Annotated in this window: 14 protein-coding genes; all 14 read left to right on the top strand. The window is 43.7% G+C overall.

Features of this window, described 5'->3' with window-relative positions; all coding sequences use genetic code 11:
- The first annotated feature begins 19 nt into the window (after window positions 1-19).
- Entirely contained in the window at window positions 20-451 is a 432-nt protein-coding gene (locus HMPREF0868_RS04480; RefSeq protein WP_012993514.1) for a flavodoxin, read from the top strand.
- A 230-nt stretch (window positions 452-681) separates the two neighbouring features.
- Window positions 682-1575: a YitT family protein gene (locus tag HMPREF0868_RS04475; RefSeq protein WP_012993513.1), complete on the top strand. Its 894-nt coding sequence runs from the start codon at window positions 682-684 to the stop codon at window positions 1573-1575.
- Window positions 1576-1693: 118 nt separating this feature from the next.
- On the top strand, window positions 1694-3685 hold the full coding sequence (glgB, locus tag HMPREF0868_RS04470; RefSeq protein ID WP_012993512.1) for a 1,4-alpha-glucan branching protein GlgB: 1992 nt from the start codon (window positions 1694-1696) through the stop codon (window positions 3683-3685).
- Between the two features lie 47 nt (window positions 3686-3732).
- Window positions 3733-4989 (top strand): glucose-1-phosphate adenylyltransferase, encoded by a 1257-nt coding sequence (locus HMPREF0868_RS04465; RefSeq protein ID WP_012993511.1) that lies wholly within the window; start codon window positions 3733-3735, stop codon window positions 4987-4989.
- A gap of 15 nt (window positions 4990-5004) precedes the next feature.
- The gene (gene glgD / locus HMPREF0868_RS04460) at window positions 5005-6111 is read left to right on the top strand and encodes a glucose-1-phosphate adenylyltransferase subunit GlgD (RefSeq protein ID WP_012993510.1); all 1107 of its coding nucleotides are present in this window, start codon (window positions 5005-5007) and stop codon (window positions 6109-6111) included.
- Window positions 6112-6125: 14 nt separating this feature from the next.
- Window positions 6126-7577, top strand: a complete 1452-nt coding sequence (glgA, locus tag HMPREF0868_RS04455; protein WP_012993509.1) for a glycogen synthase GlgA — start codon at window positions 6126-6128, stop codon at window positions 7575-7577.
- 133 nt (window positions 7578-7710) lie between these two features.
- Window positions 7711-9447, top strand: coding sequence for an arginine--tRNA ligase (argS, locus tag HMPREF0868_RS04450; RefSeq protein ID WP_012993508.1), 1737 nt, complete (start codon window positions 7711-7713; stop codon window positions 9445-9447).
- Window positions 9447-11018: a gluzincin family metallopeptidase gene (locus HMPREF0868_RS04445; RefSeq protein ID WP_012993507.1), complete on the top strand. Its 1572-nt coding sequence runs from the start codon at window positions 9447-9449 to the stop codon at window positions 11016-11018. The genes argS and HMPREF0868_RS04445 overlap by 1 nt, the downstream gene beginning before the upstream one ends.
- Entirely contained in the window at window positions 10958-12739 is a 1782-nt protein-coding gene (locus HMPREF0868_RS04440; RefSeq protein ID WP_081470250.1) for an RsmF rRNA methyltransferase first C-terminal domain-containing protein, read from the top strand. The genes HMPREF0868_RS04445 and HMPREF0868_RS04440 overlap by 61 nt, the downstream gene beginning before the upstream one ends.
- Window positions 12678-13289, top strand: coding sequence for an RdgB/HAM1 family non-canonical purine NTP pyrophosphatase (rdgB, locus tag HMPREF0868_RS04435; RefSeq protein ID WP_242821305.1), 612 nt, complete (start codon window positions 12678-12680; stop codon window positions 13287-13289). Before HMPREF0868_RS04440 ends, rdgB begins: the two co-directional genes overlap by 62 nt.
- Window positions 13290-13459: 170 nt before the next feature.
- Window positions 13460-14524, top strand: coding sequence for a hypothetical protein (locus tag HMPREF0868_RS04430; protein WP_012993504.1), 1065 nt, complete (start codon window positions 13460-13462; stop codon window positions 14522-14524).
- 41 nt (window positions 14525-14565) lie between these two features.
- Window positions 14566-15048 carry an Lrp/AsnC family transcriptional regulator gene (locus tag HMPREF0868_RS04425; RefSeq protein ID WP_012993503.1) on the top strand — a complete coding sequence of 161 codons (483 nt, stop codon included), beginning with the start codon at window positions 14566-14568 and terminating at the stop codon, window positions 15046-15048.
- The gene (locus HMPREF0868_RS04420) at window positions 15042-16223 is read left to right on the top strand and encodes an aminotransferase class I/II-fold pyridoxal phosphate-dependent enzyme (RefSeq protein ID WP_041705685.1); all 1182 of its coding nucleotides are present in this window, start codon (window positions 15042-15044) and stop codon (window positions 16221-16223) included. The genes HMPREF0868_RS04425 and HMPREF0868_RS04420 overlap by 7 nt, the downstream gene beginning before the upstream one ends.
- A 5-nt stretch (window positions 16224-16228) precedes the next feature.
- Window positions 16229-17338 (top strand): peptide chain release factor 2, encoded by a 1110-nt coding sequence (gene prfB / locus HMPREF0868_RS04415; RefSeq protein ID WP_012993501.1) that lies wholly within the window; start codon window positions 16229-16231, stop codon window positions 17336-17338.
- Window positions 17339-17347 lie beyond the last annotated feature (9 nt).

Here is a 17347-nt window from a genome sequence, read left to right as displayed (position 1 = left end):
ATTATAGGAGGAAAATGAAATGGCAAAAATTGCAGTTGTTTATTGGTCAGGAACGGGTAATACAGAAGCTATGGCTAACTTGGTCGCTGAAGGTGCACGTATTGACGGTAACCAAGTTGATGTGCTGAATGTTTCTGATACCGATGTTGATACCGTTTTGGGTTATGACAAAATTGCATTCGGTTGCCCGGCTATGGGTGATGAATCTTTAGAGGAAGTTGAGTTTGAGCCTTTCTACACCGATATTAAAGGACGTTTGTGTGGCCGTCCGGTAGTTCTCTTCGGTTCTTATTCTTGGGCTGAAGGCGCTTGGATGGAAACTTGGCAGGAAGATGCTCGTTCCAACGGCTTGAATTTGGTAGCTGATGGATTGATTTGTTTTGAAGCACCGGAAGGCGATACTGAAGATGCTTGCCGCAAATTGGGTGAAACTTTAGCCAAAGCTAAATAATGATTTGAGCGATAGGTAAATCATTTAATTTGACTGATGTTTCTCTGATATAAATATGTGATATACGTTAAAGCGCCGAACTCATTGAGAGAACGGCGCTTATTTGTTTGATTGCGATTTCACTGGTATAATACGAAGTTATTGAAGTTTGATGGCACTGGTTGAGACGAAATCAGTTTAGATTATGCGGGGGAAACGAGGTAACGGTGTAATTACGCCAAAATAGATATATGACACAATTTCATGCTTGGACTAAATCATTATTCAGCAAAGATGAGTTGATAAATTTTGTGTGGCTGAATATTGGCACGTTTCTAATTGCTATAGGCGTGCATTTTTTCAAATTCCCTAATAATTTTAATATTGGCGGCGTTACCGGTCTGGCGGTAGTTCTCGGGTATTGGTACCCTAATATTTCCGCCTCATTATTCATGTTTATTTTGAACACGATCCTGCTGATAATCGGTTATATGTGTTTTGGCCGCTCATTCGGTTTCAAAACAACTTACAGCAGTCTTATTTTATCCGTTATGGTGGCGGTTATGGAAAAAATTGCCCCGATGCATCATCCTTTAACGGAACAGCCGCTCATGGAACTGATTTTTGCCGTTATTTTACCAGGAATGGGGGCCGCCATAATTTTCAACATCCGGGCCTCCAACGGAGGGACGGATATTTTGGGTATGTTGATGAAAAAATACACCAGCCTCAACATCGGAACAGCTTTGGCGTTGGCTGATTTAACCATAGCTTCGCTTAATTTCATTGCGTTTGGTCCAACAAGCGGTTTGTATTCATTGCTCGGCCTTCTGTGCCGCGCTACGATCACCGATCACGTCATTGAGAGCTTAAATCTACATAAGCATTATACGATAATAACTTCCAACGAAAAGGCGGTGGTCGACTATATCACACATAATCTCAACCGTTCCGCGACAAAGATTAAAGCTGAGGGTGCATTTAGCGGACAACCGAAGGTGATGTTGATAACCGTTCTTAAACGCTCGCAAGGGGTGATGTTGCAGCATTTCCTGAATGAACATGATCCGGAGGCCTTTGTTTATGTTACCAATACCAGTAAAATAATCGGAAAAGGCTTTGCCGTCGGTATGCGTGATCTTTAAAATGCAATAAAACCGCCAAAAAAAGTAACTCTTACCATGAAATTTTGTTGCAAATAGACAAACTATAATCACGAATGTATAATGTGCATAGTAATAAAGATTGAAGGGAGTCGGTGCAATGGCGACAGATTTTTTCGGTGATCCTTACTATTTGTATAATGTTGGCAAAAATGATCACGCTTATAAGTTATTAGGCGCTCATGTCCGGCCGACCGGAAGTGTTGAATTTCGCGTCTGGGCACCCAAAGCGGCCGGAGTTGCCGTAATCGGGGATTTTAATGGCTGGAATGAAGGCAGTTTGCCGATGTACCGAGTCGGTGAAACCGGTATTTGGCAGGCGGCGAGCAATTCAGCTAAAGCCGGAGATAAGTATAAATTTGTTATTTATCATCACGATGGCGGCAAGACTTATAAGGCCGATCCGATGGCTCGTTTCTCTGAATTGCGTCCGAATAATGCTTCCATCATAGTTGACGAATTCAATTTTACTTGGCATGATGCTGAATTTATGAAAAACCGTCCGCAAGCCAGAGCGAATAATTTCCCCCTTAATGTTTATGAAGTGCATTTGGGCTCATGGAAGAAACACTATAACGGAAACTTTTACAATTATCGCGAAATAGCTGAGAGCCTTACCGCGTATTTATTGGATATGGGTTATAACTATGTGGAACTGTTACCGGTTATGGAACATCCGCTAGATGCTTCTTGGGGCTATCAAGTGACCGGGTTTTTCTCTCCCACTTCACGTTTCGGCACGCCGGATGATTTCCAATACATGGTAGATTATATGCATCAGCACGGAATCGGCGTTATTTTGGATTGGGTGCCAGCACATTTCCCCAAAGATGATTTCGGCTTGCGGTATTTTGACGGAACACCTACCTACGAATCTCCTGACAGTCGTATGGCTGAACAGCCGGAGTGGGGGACGATGTTATTCGATTACGCTCGCTATGAAGTTCGTTCATTTTTATTTTCGAGTGCAACGTATTGGATTGAGGAATTCCATATTGATGGGCTTAGATATGATGCCGTTTCAACTATTCTTTATAGAAATTATTGTATGCCCGAATATGTGCCTAATATATACGGTGGCCGTGAAAATTTGGAAGGCATTGATTTTTTGCGTGAACTTAATCAGCGTATAACCGATAATTATCCGCAGGTTTTGTTGATTGCCGAAGAAGCTACAGCTTGGCCACATATAACTTCGCCTACTTACGAGAACGGTGGTCTCGGTTTCACCTATAAGTGGGATATGGGCTGGATGCATGATACCCTTGATTATCAAGAATTAGACTATATCTATCGGTATTATCACCATAATAAGATAACTTTTTCGATGTCTTATGGATTTTCGGAAAGATTTATGTTGCCGCTTTCTCACGACGAAGTGGTGCATGGCAAACGTTCATTGATTGAGCGTCAACCGGGCGATTACTGGCGAAAATTTGCCGGATTGCGTACTTTGTATGCCTACATGATGGCGCATCCCGGTGCCAAACTGTTGTTCATGGGCGGAGAGTTCGCTCAGTTCATTGAATGGCGTTTTTATGAAGAGTTGCAGTGGTTCATGCTCAAGTATGAAGCTCATCGGCAGATGCAGGACTATGTGCGCTGCCTGAATCATATTTATCTGGATCATCCGGCTTTGTGGCAGGTCGACACTAACTGGGAAGGCTTCCGTTGGATAAATGCCGATGATGCCCGCAATACTATGTATTCATTCTATCGCAAGGATGAGCGTGGCAATGTGGTAGTGGTTATTTTGAACGAAGCTCCAATCCCGGTGCGAGATTATTGCGTGGGTGTGCCGTTGCCCGGTATGTACAAACTCATTTTAAATTCCGACGAGGCAAAATGGGGCGGCAGTTCCTATCCGGTTCGGCAGCATCTGTTCGGCGATTTGACCGAAGATGAGAATTCTTATCGTTGTGGAGATGAATTCTATACCAAACACCAACCATGCAATCAGTTCGATAACAGTTTAACCTTGGATATTCCGCCTTTGGCGGCAGTTTACCTGTATAAGGAATATAGCAAAGACGTAGCCGAAGAAGTGCCGGCGAAGTCCGCTGATCAAACCGTCCGCTCCACTGAAGATTGATACGTTGCGACGGTTAATGACGAATACAAATAACAGGAGGGAAGACAATGGCCAAAAAAGACATTATCGCTATGATTTTAGCCGGTGGCCAGGGATCACGTTTGGGCTATTTAACCGACGAAATGGCCAAGCCTGCCGTACCGTTCGGCAGTCGTTACAGAATTATCGATTTTCCGCTTAGTAATTGTACCAATTCTGGTATTGATACTGTTGGAGTTTTGACGCAATATCAGCCGCTAGCACTCAATACTTACGTGAGTAACGGCCATCCATGGGATTTGGATCGTAACTCGGGCGGAGCATTTATTCTGCCCCCTTATCAAAAAATCTGCGGCACGGGTTGGTACAGTAATACCGCTAATGCTATTTATCAAAATATTGGATTTATTGACAGCTTTTCGCCGAAATACGTTCTAGTTTTGTCAGGTGATCATATTTATAAAATGAACTATTCGTTTATGCTTAAAGCTCACATTAATAATAAAGCCGATGCTACAATAGCTGTTTTGGAAGTACCTTGGGAGGAAGCACCTCGCTTCGGCATAATGAACACAGACAGTGCCGACAACATTGTTGAATTTGAGGAAAAGCCGGCCAAGCCGCGTAGCAACTTGGCCAGTATGGGCATATACATTTTCAGTTGGGATGTACTGCGCCGCAAGCTTATCGAAGATGAAAAAGATGAAAAATCCACCCATGATTTTGGCAAAAACATTATTCCGGCTATGCTAGCAGACGGTCACAAATTGATTGCCTATCGATTCAGCGGTTATTGGAAGGATGTAGGTACGATCAGCAGCCTATGGGAAGCTAATATGGATATTTTGGACTGTCCGGAAGATATTAATTTAATGGATTCTTCATGGCGTATTTACGGCCGTAATCCAGTCAAACCAGCTCATTATGTCGGATCGGCAGCCGTGGTTCGTGGCAGTTGCCTGACCGACGGATGCGAAATAAACGGTGAAGTCGTACATTCTGTTCTTTCGCATTCAGTTTATGTGGAAAAGGGAGCTGTCATCCGTAACAGCGTTCTGATGCCGGGGGTTACGGTTAGATCAGGGGCGTTTTTAGACAAGGTGATAGTGGGAATGAATTGTGTGATTGAACGAGATGTTCAAATCGGAGCGCAAGTTCAAGGCGATTCACCCTATAAGAACAAACTCTGTACAGAGGATATTTCTGTATTGACGCATGGTTTGCTCATACGTGAAAAGTCGTTGATTCCAGGTAATTGCATGGTCAAAGATATGCCTGAACTTGGCGAAGCGAACATTGCGCGCAAATGTTTTGCAACATTTTAAAACTGGGAGGATACTATGTTTATTGATGCAGTCGGCTTGATTTTTGCTGATGATAAAAAGATACAACTCGGCGAATTAACTTTGCCGCGTGCGCTTGCCGCCGTGCCGTTTGGCGGCCGTTATCGTATCATTGACTTTATGCTTTCTAATATGGTGAATACCGGAATAAAAAATATCGGTGTTTCAACTTTCAATAAATATAAATCGTTGATGGATCATCTTGGAACGGGAAGCCCGTGGGATCTTGACCGTAAGTCTCCTGGCCTATCTATTTTGACGCCATATCTTATTTCGGACACATATAACGGGCTTAATGATCTAAGTGCCATCATAAATTTTTTGCGTTTCAGCAAGCGTAAACATGTTGTTATTGGCGGTAGCTCTGTTATTTTTAATTTGCAATTTAATCAAATGGTTGATTCGCACGAACAATCCGGTGCTGATATAACGCTTCTTTTTTCTAAAGAAACTACCGATTTTGAAGAGCCGAACATCGTGCTTGAATTTGATCGCAAGAACAAACTCAAAGGATTTCTGCTGAATCCGAAGAATTTGAGCGGAATGCGAAAATGTTTTATGGACGTAATGGTCATTGAACGTGAGCTTTTGCTCAGCATTTTACAGGACAATTTAAGCCGGGGAGTGGCAGGTGTCGATTTCATTAGTTTCATGCAGCTGAACGATAGCTTGAATATACGTGGCTATGAGTTTAAAGGTATGGCGATGCGCATACACTCTGTGCATGGTTATTTTGCTGCGACCATGAAAACTTTAACGCCGGCCGGGCGTAAAGCGGTTTTTGGCTCCGATCAGCCGGTTTATACTAAGGTAAAGGATGAGTCGCCAACATATTACAGCAATGAAAGCAGAGTTGTGTCCTGCATGATTTCCGACGGCTGTGTTATTGAGGGGGACTTAAAGGATTCGCTGCTTTTCCGCGGAGTCACGGTGGCGTCGGGAGCTAAACTGCGCAACTGTATTATTTTTCAGAATTCGTTTATTGGCGAGAATTGTAATTTGGAAAATTGTATAATCGACAAAAATGTTCACATCAAGCCTGGTATAACGTTAACAGGACAGGAAGCTTATCCGGTAGTAGTAGGCAAAGGTGCCATAGTTTAGAGGAGGAAAAACGTATGAAAGTATTGTTCGTTTCGGCCGAGGTAGCACCTTTGGCAAAGGTTGGCGGCCTGGCAGATGTTGCCGGAGCACTGCCGGCGGCACTAAATAAGCTGGGAGTAGATACCAGAGTTATCATGCCCCTGTATAAGAGGATTCGCGACAATTACGGGTGCGATCTCAAATTTATGCGCTGGACGATGATTAAACTTGGCTGGCGAACCATGTACAGTGGATTGTTTAGAATGGATTTAAACGGAGTTACGCATTATTTTATTGATAATGAATATTATTTTGGTCATGACGCTATATATCTCGACTATGATTTTGATATTGAAAGATATTGTTTCTTTCAGCGTGCGGTGCTTGAGGCCATGGGGGCGGCAATGGACTTCGTTCCCGACATTATTCACTGCAATGACTGGCAGACAGGGCTGATACCGGCTCTGCTGCAGGCGCATTATCATCCATATGGTTATTTTAATCAAGTTAAATGCTTTTTTACGATCCACAATCTTAAATATCAGGGGGTTCATTCTTTTGAAAGAATAGCTGATTACTGCGATTTATCGACAGCTTTTTTGAATGACTATGGTATTCTCAAAGATGGTGTGCCGAATATGATGAAAGCTGGCATTGTCTATGCCGATCAGGTGACGACCGTTTCACCAACTTATGCAGAAGAAATAAAGCAACCGTATTACGGCGAGGGATTGGATGGAGTTTTGTCATATTACTCATTTAAACTTAAGGGAATATTGAACGGTATTGACTGCCGGGAATATAATCCAGCCACGGACAGCCATTTGGTTCGTACGTATTCGTCTTCCGATGTTAAAGAGGGCAAGGCGGCGAATAAAGCAGCTTTACAGGCTGAACTCGGACTCAATGCAGAGCCTGATCGCCCACTCTTGGCAATGATTACCCGTATGGTTGATCAAAAAGGAATGGATCTACTTTTGCGGGTTTTGGGAGAGATTGCTGGTATTCCGACTCAAGTGGTAGTTTTGGGCACGGGCGAACATCGCTACGAAGAAGGCACTAGAATTTGCGCCGGCTACTTCAAAGAAAATATTAGAGCCTGTCTGACATTTGACAATGCGCTGGCTCATCGGATTTATGCTGCTGCCGATATTTTCCTGATGCCATCACTGTTTGAACCCTGCGGCTTGTCGCAGCTTATCGCCATGAATTATGGAACTTTGCCAGTTGTACGAGAAACAGGAGGTTTAAAAGATACGGTTACGCCTTACAACCAATACACGATGGAGGGAAACGGGTTCTCTTTTACCAATATAAATGCACACGATTTTCTAAATGTTGTCCGCAACGCTTGTGATCTGTACAACGACAGCAGGGATATTTGGGACAGGCTGGTGCAGAACGCTATGCATAAAGACGTTTCTTGGCAAAAGTCGGCTGAATGCTATAAGGAGTTGTACGAAGGCGTCCTGAATCGTAAAGATTGAAGTTAGCAGGCTGAAGCGAAAAACCTAAAGAAAATCTGAATTTTTTTCATACTATCGTTTCTTGCAAGCAAATTTGGTATTATTATAGCATATGCTGAAATATGCTTGATACATTTGCTTGGAGGACGATTAGATGAGTGTAGACATAAAAAAACACATTGCAGTCGAATTGGCGGCTTTGTGTAACATGCAGCCAGATGAGATGGAAGCTTTTATTGAGATACCGCCGCAGACCGACTTAGGCGACTACGCTTTGCCTTGCTTTAAACTGGCCAAAACTATGCATAAAGCTCCGCCGGTTATTGCAACGGAACTTGCTGGCGGTATTGCTGGTAAACTGCCGGAACTGACAGAAATAAGACAAACCGGAGGTTATCTCAACTTTTTCCTTAATCGTTCTTCATATATAAAAGAGACGATAGGTAAAGTGCTAACCGACCCCCACGCCGTTTTCCCAACTGCCGATTTGCATGATAAAACTGTTTTGGTTGAATTTTCTTCGCCAAACATTGCTAAGCCTTTCCATATAGGACATGCGTTTACCACTATTTTGGGTCAAGTTATCGCCAATATGTACCAAACCGCCGGCTACAATGTGGTAAAGTTGAACCATTTGGGGGACTATGGTACCCAATTTGGCAAGCTGATTGTCGCTTATCGTCTTTGGGGTGATGCCAAGGCTTTGGAAACCGATCCGATCAAAGAGCTTTTGCGCATATATGTTAAATTCCATAAAGAAGCCAAAGAAAAGCCTGAATTGGAAAATCAGGCGCGTTTTGCCTTTAAATGTTTGGAAGAAGGTCGGCCTGAAGAAAAGGCCATGTGGCAAAAATTCCGTGATTTGAGTTTAGTTGAATTCAATCGGGTATATGACCGTTTGGGAATTAAATTCGATAATTATAACGGTGAAAGTTTTTATTCCGATAAAATCCCGGCCGTGGTGGAGATGCTTAGGCAAAAGGGTTTGATGGTGGAAAGCGACGGGGCTCAGGTAGTGCAGCTCGATGACCTTAAGTTACCGCCTTGTATAATTTTAAAATCGGATGGGACTACAATTTATGCCTCAAGGGATTTGGCAGCGATATTGTATCGCGATGCTACTTGGCATTTTTACAAAAATATTTATGTGGTAGGTACGCCTCAGGCTCTGCATTTTCGACAGGTATTTGCCGTACTTAAGAAAGCAGGGTACGATTGTGCCGATCGTTGTGAACACGTTGGTTTTGGCTTAGTTAAATTCCCAGAGGGGAAAATGTCCACTCGGGAAGGTGATGTTATTTTCCTTGAAGATCTTTTGAGTGAAGCAGTAGCCAAAACCTTTGAAATTATTCGTAAGAACGCGGCGGAACGCTATGAAGACATGTCAGAAGCTGAACAGGCTGACATAGCCGAAAAGGTAGGTTTAGGTGCGGTAACATATGCTTTTCTGCGTAACGGGCGTGAGCGGGACATTGTATTCTCTTGGGAAGAGATGCTCAACTTTGAGGGCGATACCGCCCCTTATTTGCAATACACTTATGCGAGAGCCCACAGCATGTTGCGTAAAGCTGGCGTTGTCAATGCTAAGGAACAGCTGTTGGCCGCAGTGGCTGCCGGAAGCCTGAACGAGGAGAGTGAGTTTAACCTGTGCCGGCAAATCGAAGCTCTTGCAGCGGCCTTTAATAACGCGCTAAAAAATAATGAGCCGTCAATTTTAGCTAAGCAGATCAATGCTGTAGCACATGCATTTAATAAGTTCTATACTGAATGCCCGATACTCAAGGCAGAAGGTGAACTACGTACCTCTCGTTTGGCATTGGCCATGGCCACTTGTTTCGCCTTGAAACAAGGTTTGAGCATCCTAAATATACAGGTAGTTGAAAGAATGTAATGATGAAAGAAACGGCTAACAGATCTAAATCCTTTAAGGAGCTTGTCTACCAACGGCCTGATCTGCATCGGCTGGCATCGCGGGCGAAGGTTATCAAGAGTCGGCTACAAAAATGGAATAAAGAGGCTAATCTTGGTGAAACCATTGAAGACTTTCAGGCTACGTTGGATGAGTTCAATGAGCAACAAACTTTGGTAGCTATAAAATGGGCTCTGGATGTAGATAACGTAACTTTAGCCAGAGAAAATCTGTTTTGGCAGCAGATCCAGCCGAGCTTACAACGTCTGATTTTTTCCGTCAACGGCTGGCTGCGTTCCAAATCTGCTTTGCCGAAACTGGCAGAACGTTGGGGTAAAAAATTTATCTGGCAAAATCAGAGGGCACATTTGACCGTTAATCGTTCAAATCAAGCGGCTTGGAATGACGAGCAAACCTGCATTCAAGCGGTTTGCGATTCGTTTAACCGGGGGGATGTCAATGCGCTGATTCTTGCTTACCGCAAATTGGCTGATGCTCGCAACCGCCTAGCTCGCCAAGCTGATTTCCCCGACTATCTGCACTATATTTTTGCCAACGATGAGTTTTTTCCTACCTACGAAAATTTTACGGAAATAAGGGAATATCTGCGAGAGAATTTGGTCCGTTTTTTGCCAGCCTTGCAGGCTTCTACTGAGTTGGTTTCTGCAAGTCGGACATATGACTTATCTTGGCTTTCGTTGACTAAACAGCTGACGCACAGTGTTGTATCAGGTGAATACGATTTTATATTTGCGCTGAATTCTATTCTTAATCGGATCGGCTATCATAATGACGAAATCTTAGGGGCCTGGCATGACGGTTTCGTAGATATTTTGCCTTCGCCTGATAAGTCTGAGGGCGTGGAATGTTTTTATTTGCCTGCTTCGGCTCAGCCATTTTTGTGCGGTCGAGCGAGAAAAACACCATTCTTTATCTTGGACCTTTTGCGTGAGGCTGGTGTTTTTCAGGCTTACAAAAGTTTGACAGGAAAATACCGGTTCACGCCTCAGATATTACCGGACGACAAAGCCAAAGAATTTATAGCAGCCACTTCGGTTAACTTAGCCTTGCCATATTTAAATGTGTTTTATGGCGCTGATGCTGACTTGTTTCGTCACTGGTATTTGCGGGAAATTGTTATTAATATTTTGCAATTATCCATGCAAAGCGAGTTCCAGGAAAGGTTGTATGCCGATCCTAATTTAAACTGGTCGGAGGTATCAAATGAGTTGTTGCAGCGGTATTTCCCGGCAGCGGAAAAATCAGCAGCCGATGCTGATCCGGATTTCGGACACTGGGAACTGAAAAGCAATTTCTGGCTCAATGCCGGGCAGACGGCCGATCTTATTCTAGGTCAGATTGCCGCGCTTACTTTGCAAGACCAATCGGACGGCAAAACGGAAAAACTGTTTGCGGTGCTGCAAGCGTTTGTTTTAGATGGCAACAATAATTTGTTTAAAGATCGGCTAGCCGTGGCAGGAGTAAAAAATCCGTGGCACATAGAAAATTTGAAACGACAGATCTTTCAACTATGTTATATGATGGGGTACTGATGCTTAACTTACCGGATTTGTTTGTCAAAAAAATGTTAGCTTTGTTCGAGTCGGACGGCCGACGCGATGAATTCAATCAATTCTTAGCCGGGATTGGTTCTGGAGCCAAGCCAGGCATAAGGTTCAACCCAACCAAGGGTGAGGTTGAAGAAATGGCCAGAAATTTTGCCTGCTCATACAAATTGTCACCATTAGTTCCAGTGCCATGGACGAAGGATGCTTATTATTTGCCGGCCGGCTTTGCCGCTGCTCAGACTGTGGAGTATTTGCAAGGCTATTTTTATTTGCAAGAAGCTAGTGCCATGTTGCCAGCGGCACTTCTGCAAGCGAAACCTGGAATGGCGGTTTTGGATCTTTGCGCAGCTCCGGGTGGGAAAACAACTAAATTGGCCGCCGATATGAATAATCAAGGACTGCTGTTGGCTAATGAGATTAACTTGGAGCGCGCCAAAGTTCTTCTGCGTAATTTAGAGCAATGGGGAGCAAAAAATGTTGTTCTGACCAATGCAGATGCTGCGCAGTTTAATCGGGATCCGGGATTCATATTTGATAAAATTTTGGCCGACGTGCCGTGTTCTGGCGAAGGAATGTTCGGCCGCGATCCAGGAGCGGTTGCCGCTTGGACCCAGTATCAGGGACGATCTTTGACCGATTTGCAACTGAATATTTTGCTGAAAGCAGCCGATTTGCTGGCGCCGAAAGGTGAAATTTTGTATTCTACCTGCACTTTCAACCCGGAAGAGAATGAAGGGATTATTTGGCGGTTCTTGCGGGAAAAACCGGAATTTTCTTTGGCGCCACTCCGCGATCGTCTGCCTAAGCCATGCCCCGAATTAAGTGGGGGCGTGAATTATAATTCTGATCAACCTTGGGCCAATTGCCTTAGAGTTTGGCCGCATTTGGCTCGGGGAGAAGGGCATTTTTGTGCTTTGCTAGTCAAGTCGGGTGAAGCGAAGCATGGTGAACTAAATCAGGAAGATTTATCAAATAATTTGGCTCGCGTGGCAGGGGGAAAAGTTGCCAAAGACCAGGTAAATCAAGCGAAAAGATGGGTAAGTACAGCTGCCGTTGCCCACCGCGATAAAAAAGGTTACAGCGAACCAACAGCTGTTTTGGCCGCTGCCCAAAAATTTATTTCTGAGAACTTTACTCCAATGGGCCAACAAAATTGGCAATTAAATTCTTATTCTTATCATTCGGCAAATAACCCTGGTAAGCCTGATTTATCCGCTGTCGGGTATGCAGTGCCATTTGTTTATATCGAAAGAAACTTCCTTCATTATTTACCCCAAACCGCGCTGCGGATTCCCACTTTGCATGTCCTGAAACGTGGGGTAATGGTAGGAGAGTTCAAAGATGGACGCAATGCCAAGTTTGTGCCATCCCATGCTCTGGCTTTGACAATAGCTGCTAATGAATATCGCTACTGCCTTAATTTGCCGCGTGACGACTCACGAATTACGGCCTACATCGCTGGACAATCTATTATTTGGGATCAAAGCGAATTACAGACCATTCCTTGCCGTACTTACGTCCTTTTGCTGGCTGAATCGGAGCCGCTTGGCTGGCTTTACCGTGAAAAAAGTGAAGTACTGAAAAATTTATATCCTAATTCTTGGGTGCGCAGATTGCGCTCCCCCCATGAAAGTGAGGTAAAACATGAATCAAAACATGAATCAAAACGTGAACAGACTGATAATAGCGACTCACAACCGAAATAAACTGCGTGAATTCACCAAAATTTTAGGTGATAAGTTTCAAGTCATATCGTTGAGCGAACTTAACCTTAATGAAGAAATACCGGAAACAGGTACTACTTTCACAGAAAATTGTTTGATTAAGTTACACACTTTGGCTAAGCTCTATCCAAATGACTATATTTTAGCGGATGATTCCGGCCTGTGTATTGATGCCCTAAACGGTGCTCCCGGCGTTTATTCAGCTCGTTTTTGTGGGGAAACAACATCTTACGATGTCAAAATAAAACAATTGCAATCTTTGTTGCGAGAGGTACCTGAGGAGGCGCGGACGGCTCATTTTGTTTGCGTTTTGGCTTTGCATTATCCGGACGGGCAGGAAAAAATTATGGAAGGACGCTGTGACGGCTTAATTGCCCATAAAACGGCAGGATCAAATGGATTCGGTTATGATCCTATCTTTTATTTGCCGCATTACGGTTGTACGATGGCCGAGCTTAGTGAAACAGAAAAAAACAAAATTTCCCATCGCGGCGCGGCTACGGCAAAATTGCTGGCCGAGTTGAAATTGTAATTGTATGTTGGAATTTTTTGCGGCCTCACGCGATACCGCCGATTAGCTACTTGCTGTTGCGGCTTGCTGACTGCAGAATTGATTGAAAACAGGTTATTTCTAGTACTTTTTCTTGTGCTATAATAACAGGGCAGCTATATGCATGGTAAAACTTTACAAGGAGAAGAGCATTGAGCTTATTTTTTGCGTTTGAAGCATTGAAGATCTACAAAATTCGGACAGAACGGGCGGTACAGCTGCTTTTCCTCATACTTTTAGGTGTCCATATTTGGTTGATTTTTAATCCTATAGGTGATCCTGATTTTACGAAATTAAATAAGTTTTTCACCTCCAATGTTTGGCAGGAAACTTTGGAAACTGGTAATGTACCGCAACTCGCTTCACTTATTTCTCCAGGAAATTATATTTTCTTGGCCGGGCAAATGTTTTTGCACGTGCTAGGCATTATTGCCGGCTGGATTTACATTGCCCTGTACTTCCGCATGCCGAAATATGCCGACAAGGAAAGCAAAAATACCATCGTTTCAGATCAACAAGAAACGTCAGACGGTGACGTATTGGCAAATGAAGCAACTCTAACTTTGGCCAAAACTGGTGAAGCCGAGATGGCAAAGACTGGTGCGCACCTAACTACTGGGTTTAAAATGGGCAAACTTTGCCGCTTGGCCGGCTACCTGGTGATCACCGTAGCTGTTTTTTTGATTTCCCCGTTTTTGTTCATGCTGCCGATAATAATTTTTTTGATTTACACATATTATACGGCTCCTTACATTATTTTCTATAACTATTCTTTGCCGAAAGCCATGCGAGCTTCAGCTGGAGCAGTCAGGACACATCTTGGCTTGGTTACTTTAGCCTCGCTGATTTTATTCTTTTTAGCCAACATGTGCCAAACTTTGTTGACAGATTTTTTGACCACTGACAGTTGGCTAAAACTTTCCGGCAGCTTTTTTGTTGTACTGACGACATTAGCTCGTGGCCGCTTAAAAGCAGTTTTATTTTTGGATTTTTGTCGTCCTGCACTTATCGCTATCGGTGGTTACAGGAACATTATAAATCCTGAACTGATGATCAATTCGCTCGTCCGGCGTGAACGTTATGGCCTTACTTGGTCGGTTTATAAAACGATGCATGAAGTTCCTAATTTGGTGCATACGGCGGAAGGACTTACTTTAAATATAAAAAGCAGCCTCGGCAAACAGGAAGATAAAAGCAAAAAGGGCGACGATAATTAAAAATTACGAAAATTTGGGAAGCCAAGAAAGAAGAGGCCGATATGAAAGACAAACTTTTACAAATTTTAAATGAAGATGCACGTTTGACAAGTAAAGAACTTGCAGAAAGATTGCGGATAACACCGGAAGAAGTTGATGCTTTGGTCGCAGAGTTAAAACAGGAAGGCGTTATTTTGGGGTCAAAGACAGTAATCAACTGGGAGAATTCCGGTAAAGAGTTGACAACAGCTCTGATTGAAGTAAGGGTAACACCGCAACGTGGCCGTGGCTTCGATCGAATCGCACACCGTCTCTATCAATATCCGCAGGTCAATTCCTGCTACCTGATGTCGGGTGGCTTTGACTTAATGCTGATTCTTGAAGGCAAAACTTTGCGCGACATTGCCCAGTTTGTGGCCGAGAAGATAGCCCCGGTTGAGTACGTTTTGTCAACATCGACTCATTTTATCTTGAAAAAATATAAAAATGATGGCACAATATTTGCTTTACCGAACGAAGATGATCGAGAGGCTATAGTATTATGACAGAAATTAAAGTGGCACGACGAGTGCAGGAAATTCCGCCCTCGGAGATTAGGCGTTTTTTTGATGTTGCCAATGAGATGAAGGGGGAAGTATACTCTCTTTCCATTGGTGAACCAGATTTTGTAACTCCTTGGAGTGCTTGTGATGCCGGTATATATTCGATAGAACAGGGGAAAACGCATTACAGTCCTAATTACGGTATTATAGAATTACGACGGGCAATTGCTGATTACATATACAGGCATTATGGTGTTGATTATGACTCAAAAACTGAGATAATAACCACAGTTGGCGGCAGTGAAGGAATTGATATCGTATTTCGAGGCCTGGTAAACCCGGGAGAGGAAGTCATAGTCCCTGAGCCGAGCTTTGTCGCTTATAAAGCAGGAGCTAAACTGGCCGGAGCTAAAGTTGTCACCGTGGCAACACAGGCTGAAAATGGCTTCAAACTTACACCTGAACTTTTGCGCTCGGCACTCACACCCCAGAGCAGGCTTTTAGTAGTTAGCTATCCAAGCAATCCCACCGGGGCGGTGATGAACAAGGCTGATTGGGCAGCCTTGCTGCCGGTTTTGCGCGAATTTCCGGATTTAATTATCCTAACTGATGAGCTTTACACAGAGCTTGATTACAGTGGGGAAGAACCGTCGTCTTTGATTCAATGGCCGGAGCTGCGTGACCGTATTTTTTATGTCGGAGGTTTTTCTAAAACTTATGCGATGACTGGATGGCGAATCGGCTATTTGATCGGTCCAGAATATCTTCTAACGGAAATTGCGAAAGTGCACCAGTATACTTTGATGTGCGCACCTACGGCAGCACAATATGCTGCTTTGGAGGCGATTACTAACGGTGAAGATGTTGTAAATACAATGCGCAATCGCTATAACTTAAGGCGCAATATGATTTGTGCTGCTTTGCGAGAAATGGAGCTGCCGGTGTTCGAACCTAAAGGTGCGTTCTATATTTTCCCAAATATTACGGCTTGCGGTATGGACTCAAATACTTTTTGTGAAAGATTTTTACGGGAAGAAAAGGTAGCTATTATTCCTGGCTCGGCTTTCGGCGATTGCGGCGAAGGGTTTGCTCGAATCAGCTACGCTGCCTCAGAAGAAACTATTGAAGAAGCAATGTTGCGAATGCATCGATTTGTTAACAAATATCGTCGGAGATAAATGATATGTTGGAATTGGAACAATTAAAACTTGAACTACATGGCATGACTGAACCGTTAAAAGATCTGGGCAAAGCTCTCTACATTGAGCCTACACTTGACCGCATTTCCGAATTGGAGGCGCGTACACAGGAACCGGACTTCTGGAATGATCAAACTAAGGCTCAGGAGGTACAAACCAAGCTTGCCGGTCTGCAACGAAAGGTTGATACCTATCGTCATTTGCAAAAAGAATTTGACGATATCGATACACTTATCGACTTGGGGCAGGAAGAAAACGATGGGGCGGTTGTCGCAGAAGTACAGACGCAGTTCAATGCTTTTAAGGAATTATTTAACAAATTGCGTTTGCAAACTTTGTTGGTTGGCGAATATGATCGAAATAATGTCATTTTAAACATTCATGCCGGTGCTGGCGGTACGGAAGCGCAGGACTGGACGGAAATGCTTTATCGTATGTACACACGTTGGGCGGAAGATCATGATTATCAGTTGAAAGTGCTTGATATTCTGGATGGCGACGAGGCCGGACTGAAATCGGTATCTTTTGAAATCATCGGAGAGAATGCTTATGGATATATGCGTTCGGAGATGGGAGTTCATCGTTTGGTGCGCATTTCACCTTTTGATGCTTCAGGTCGCCGACACACGTCATTCGCATCGGTGGAAGTTTTGCCGGAACTTGATAATTCCATACAAATTAATATTAATCCGGATGATTTGCGTATCGATCGCTATCGTTCCTCCGGCGCCGGCGGCCAACACGTCAACAAAACGGAATCAGCGATTCGAATCACTCATATTCCTACCGGTGTAGTAGTTTCCTGTCAAACGGAACGCTCCCAGATTCAAAACCGTGAAACTGCCATGAACATGTTAAAGTCAAAGCTATTCGCTCTGGCTAAAGCGGCTCAGATGGATAAGGTGGATGATTTAAAAGGTAACCAGATGGATATCGCCTGGGGCAGCCAGATTCGTTCCTATGTTTTTTGCCCTTATACGATGGTTAAGGATCATCGCACCAATTATGAGGTCACCGGAGTCGATAAAGTTATGGATGGCGATTTGGATGGATTTATAAATGCCTATTTGTCTCAGGGAAAGCAGGATAAGTGACCTAAGGAT

The organism is Mageeibacillus indolicus UPII9-5, from assembly GCF_000025225.2.
In the GTDB taxonomy this organism is placed as follows: domain Bacteria; phylum Bacillota; class Clostridia; order Saccharofermentanales; family Fastidiosipilaceae; genus Mageeibacillus; species Mageeibacillus indolicus.
Note: the sequence above shows the minus strand (reverse complement) of the source record. Positions and strands in the feature narration are given on the sequence as shown.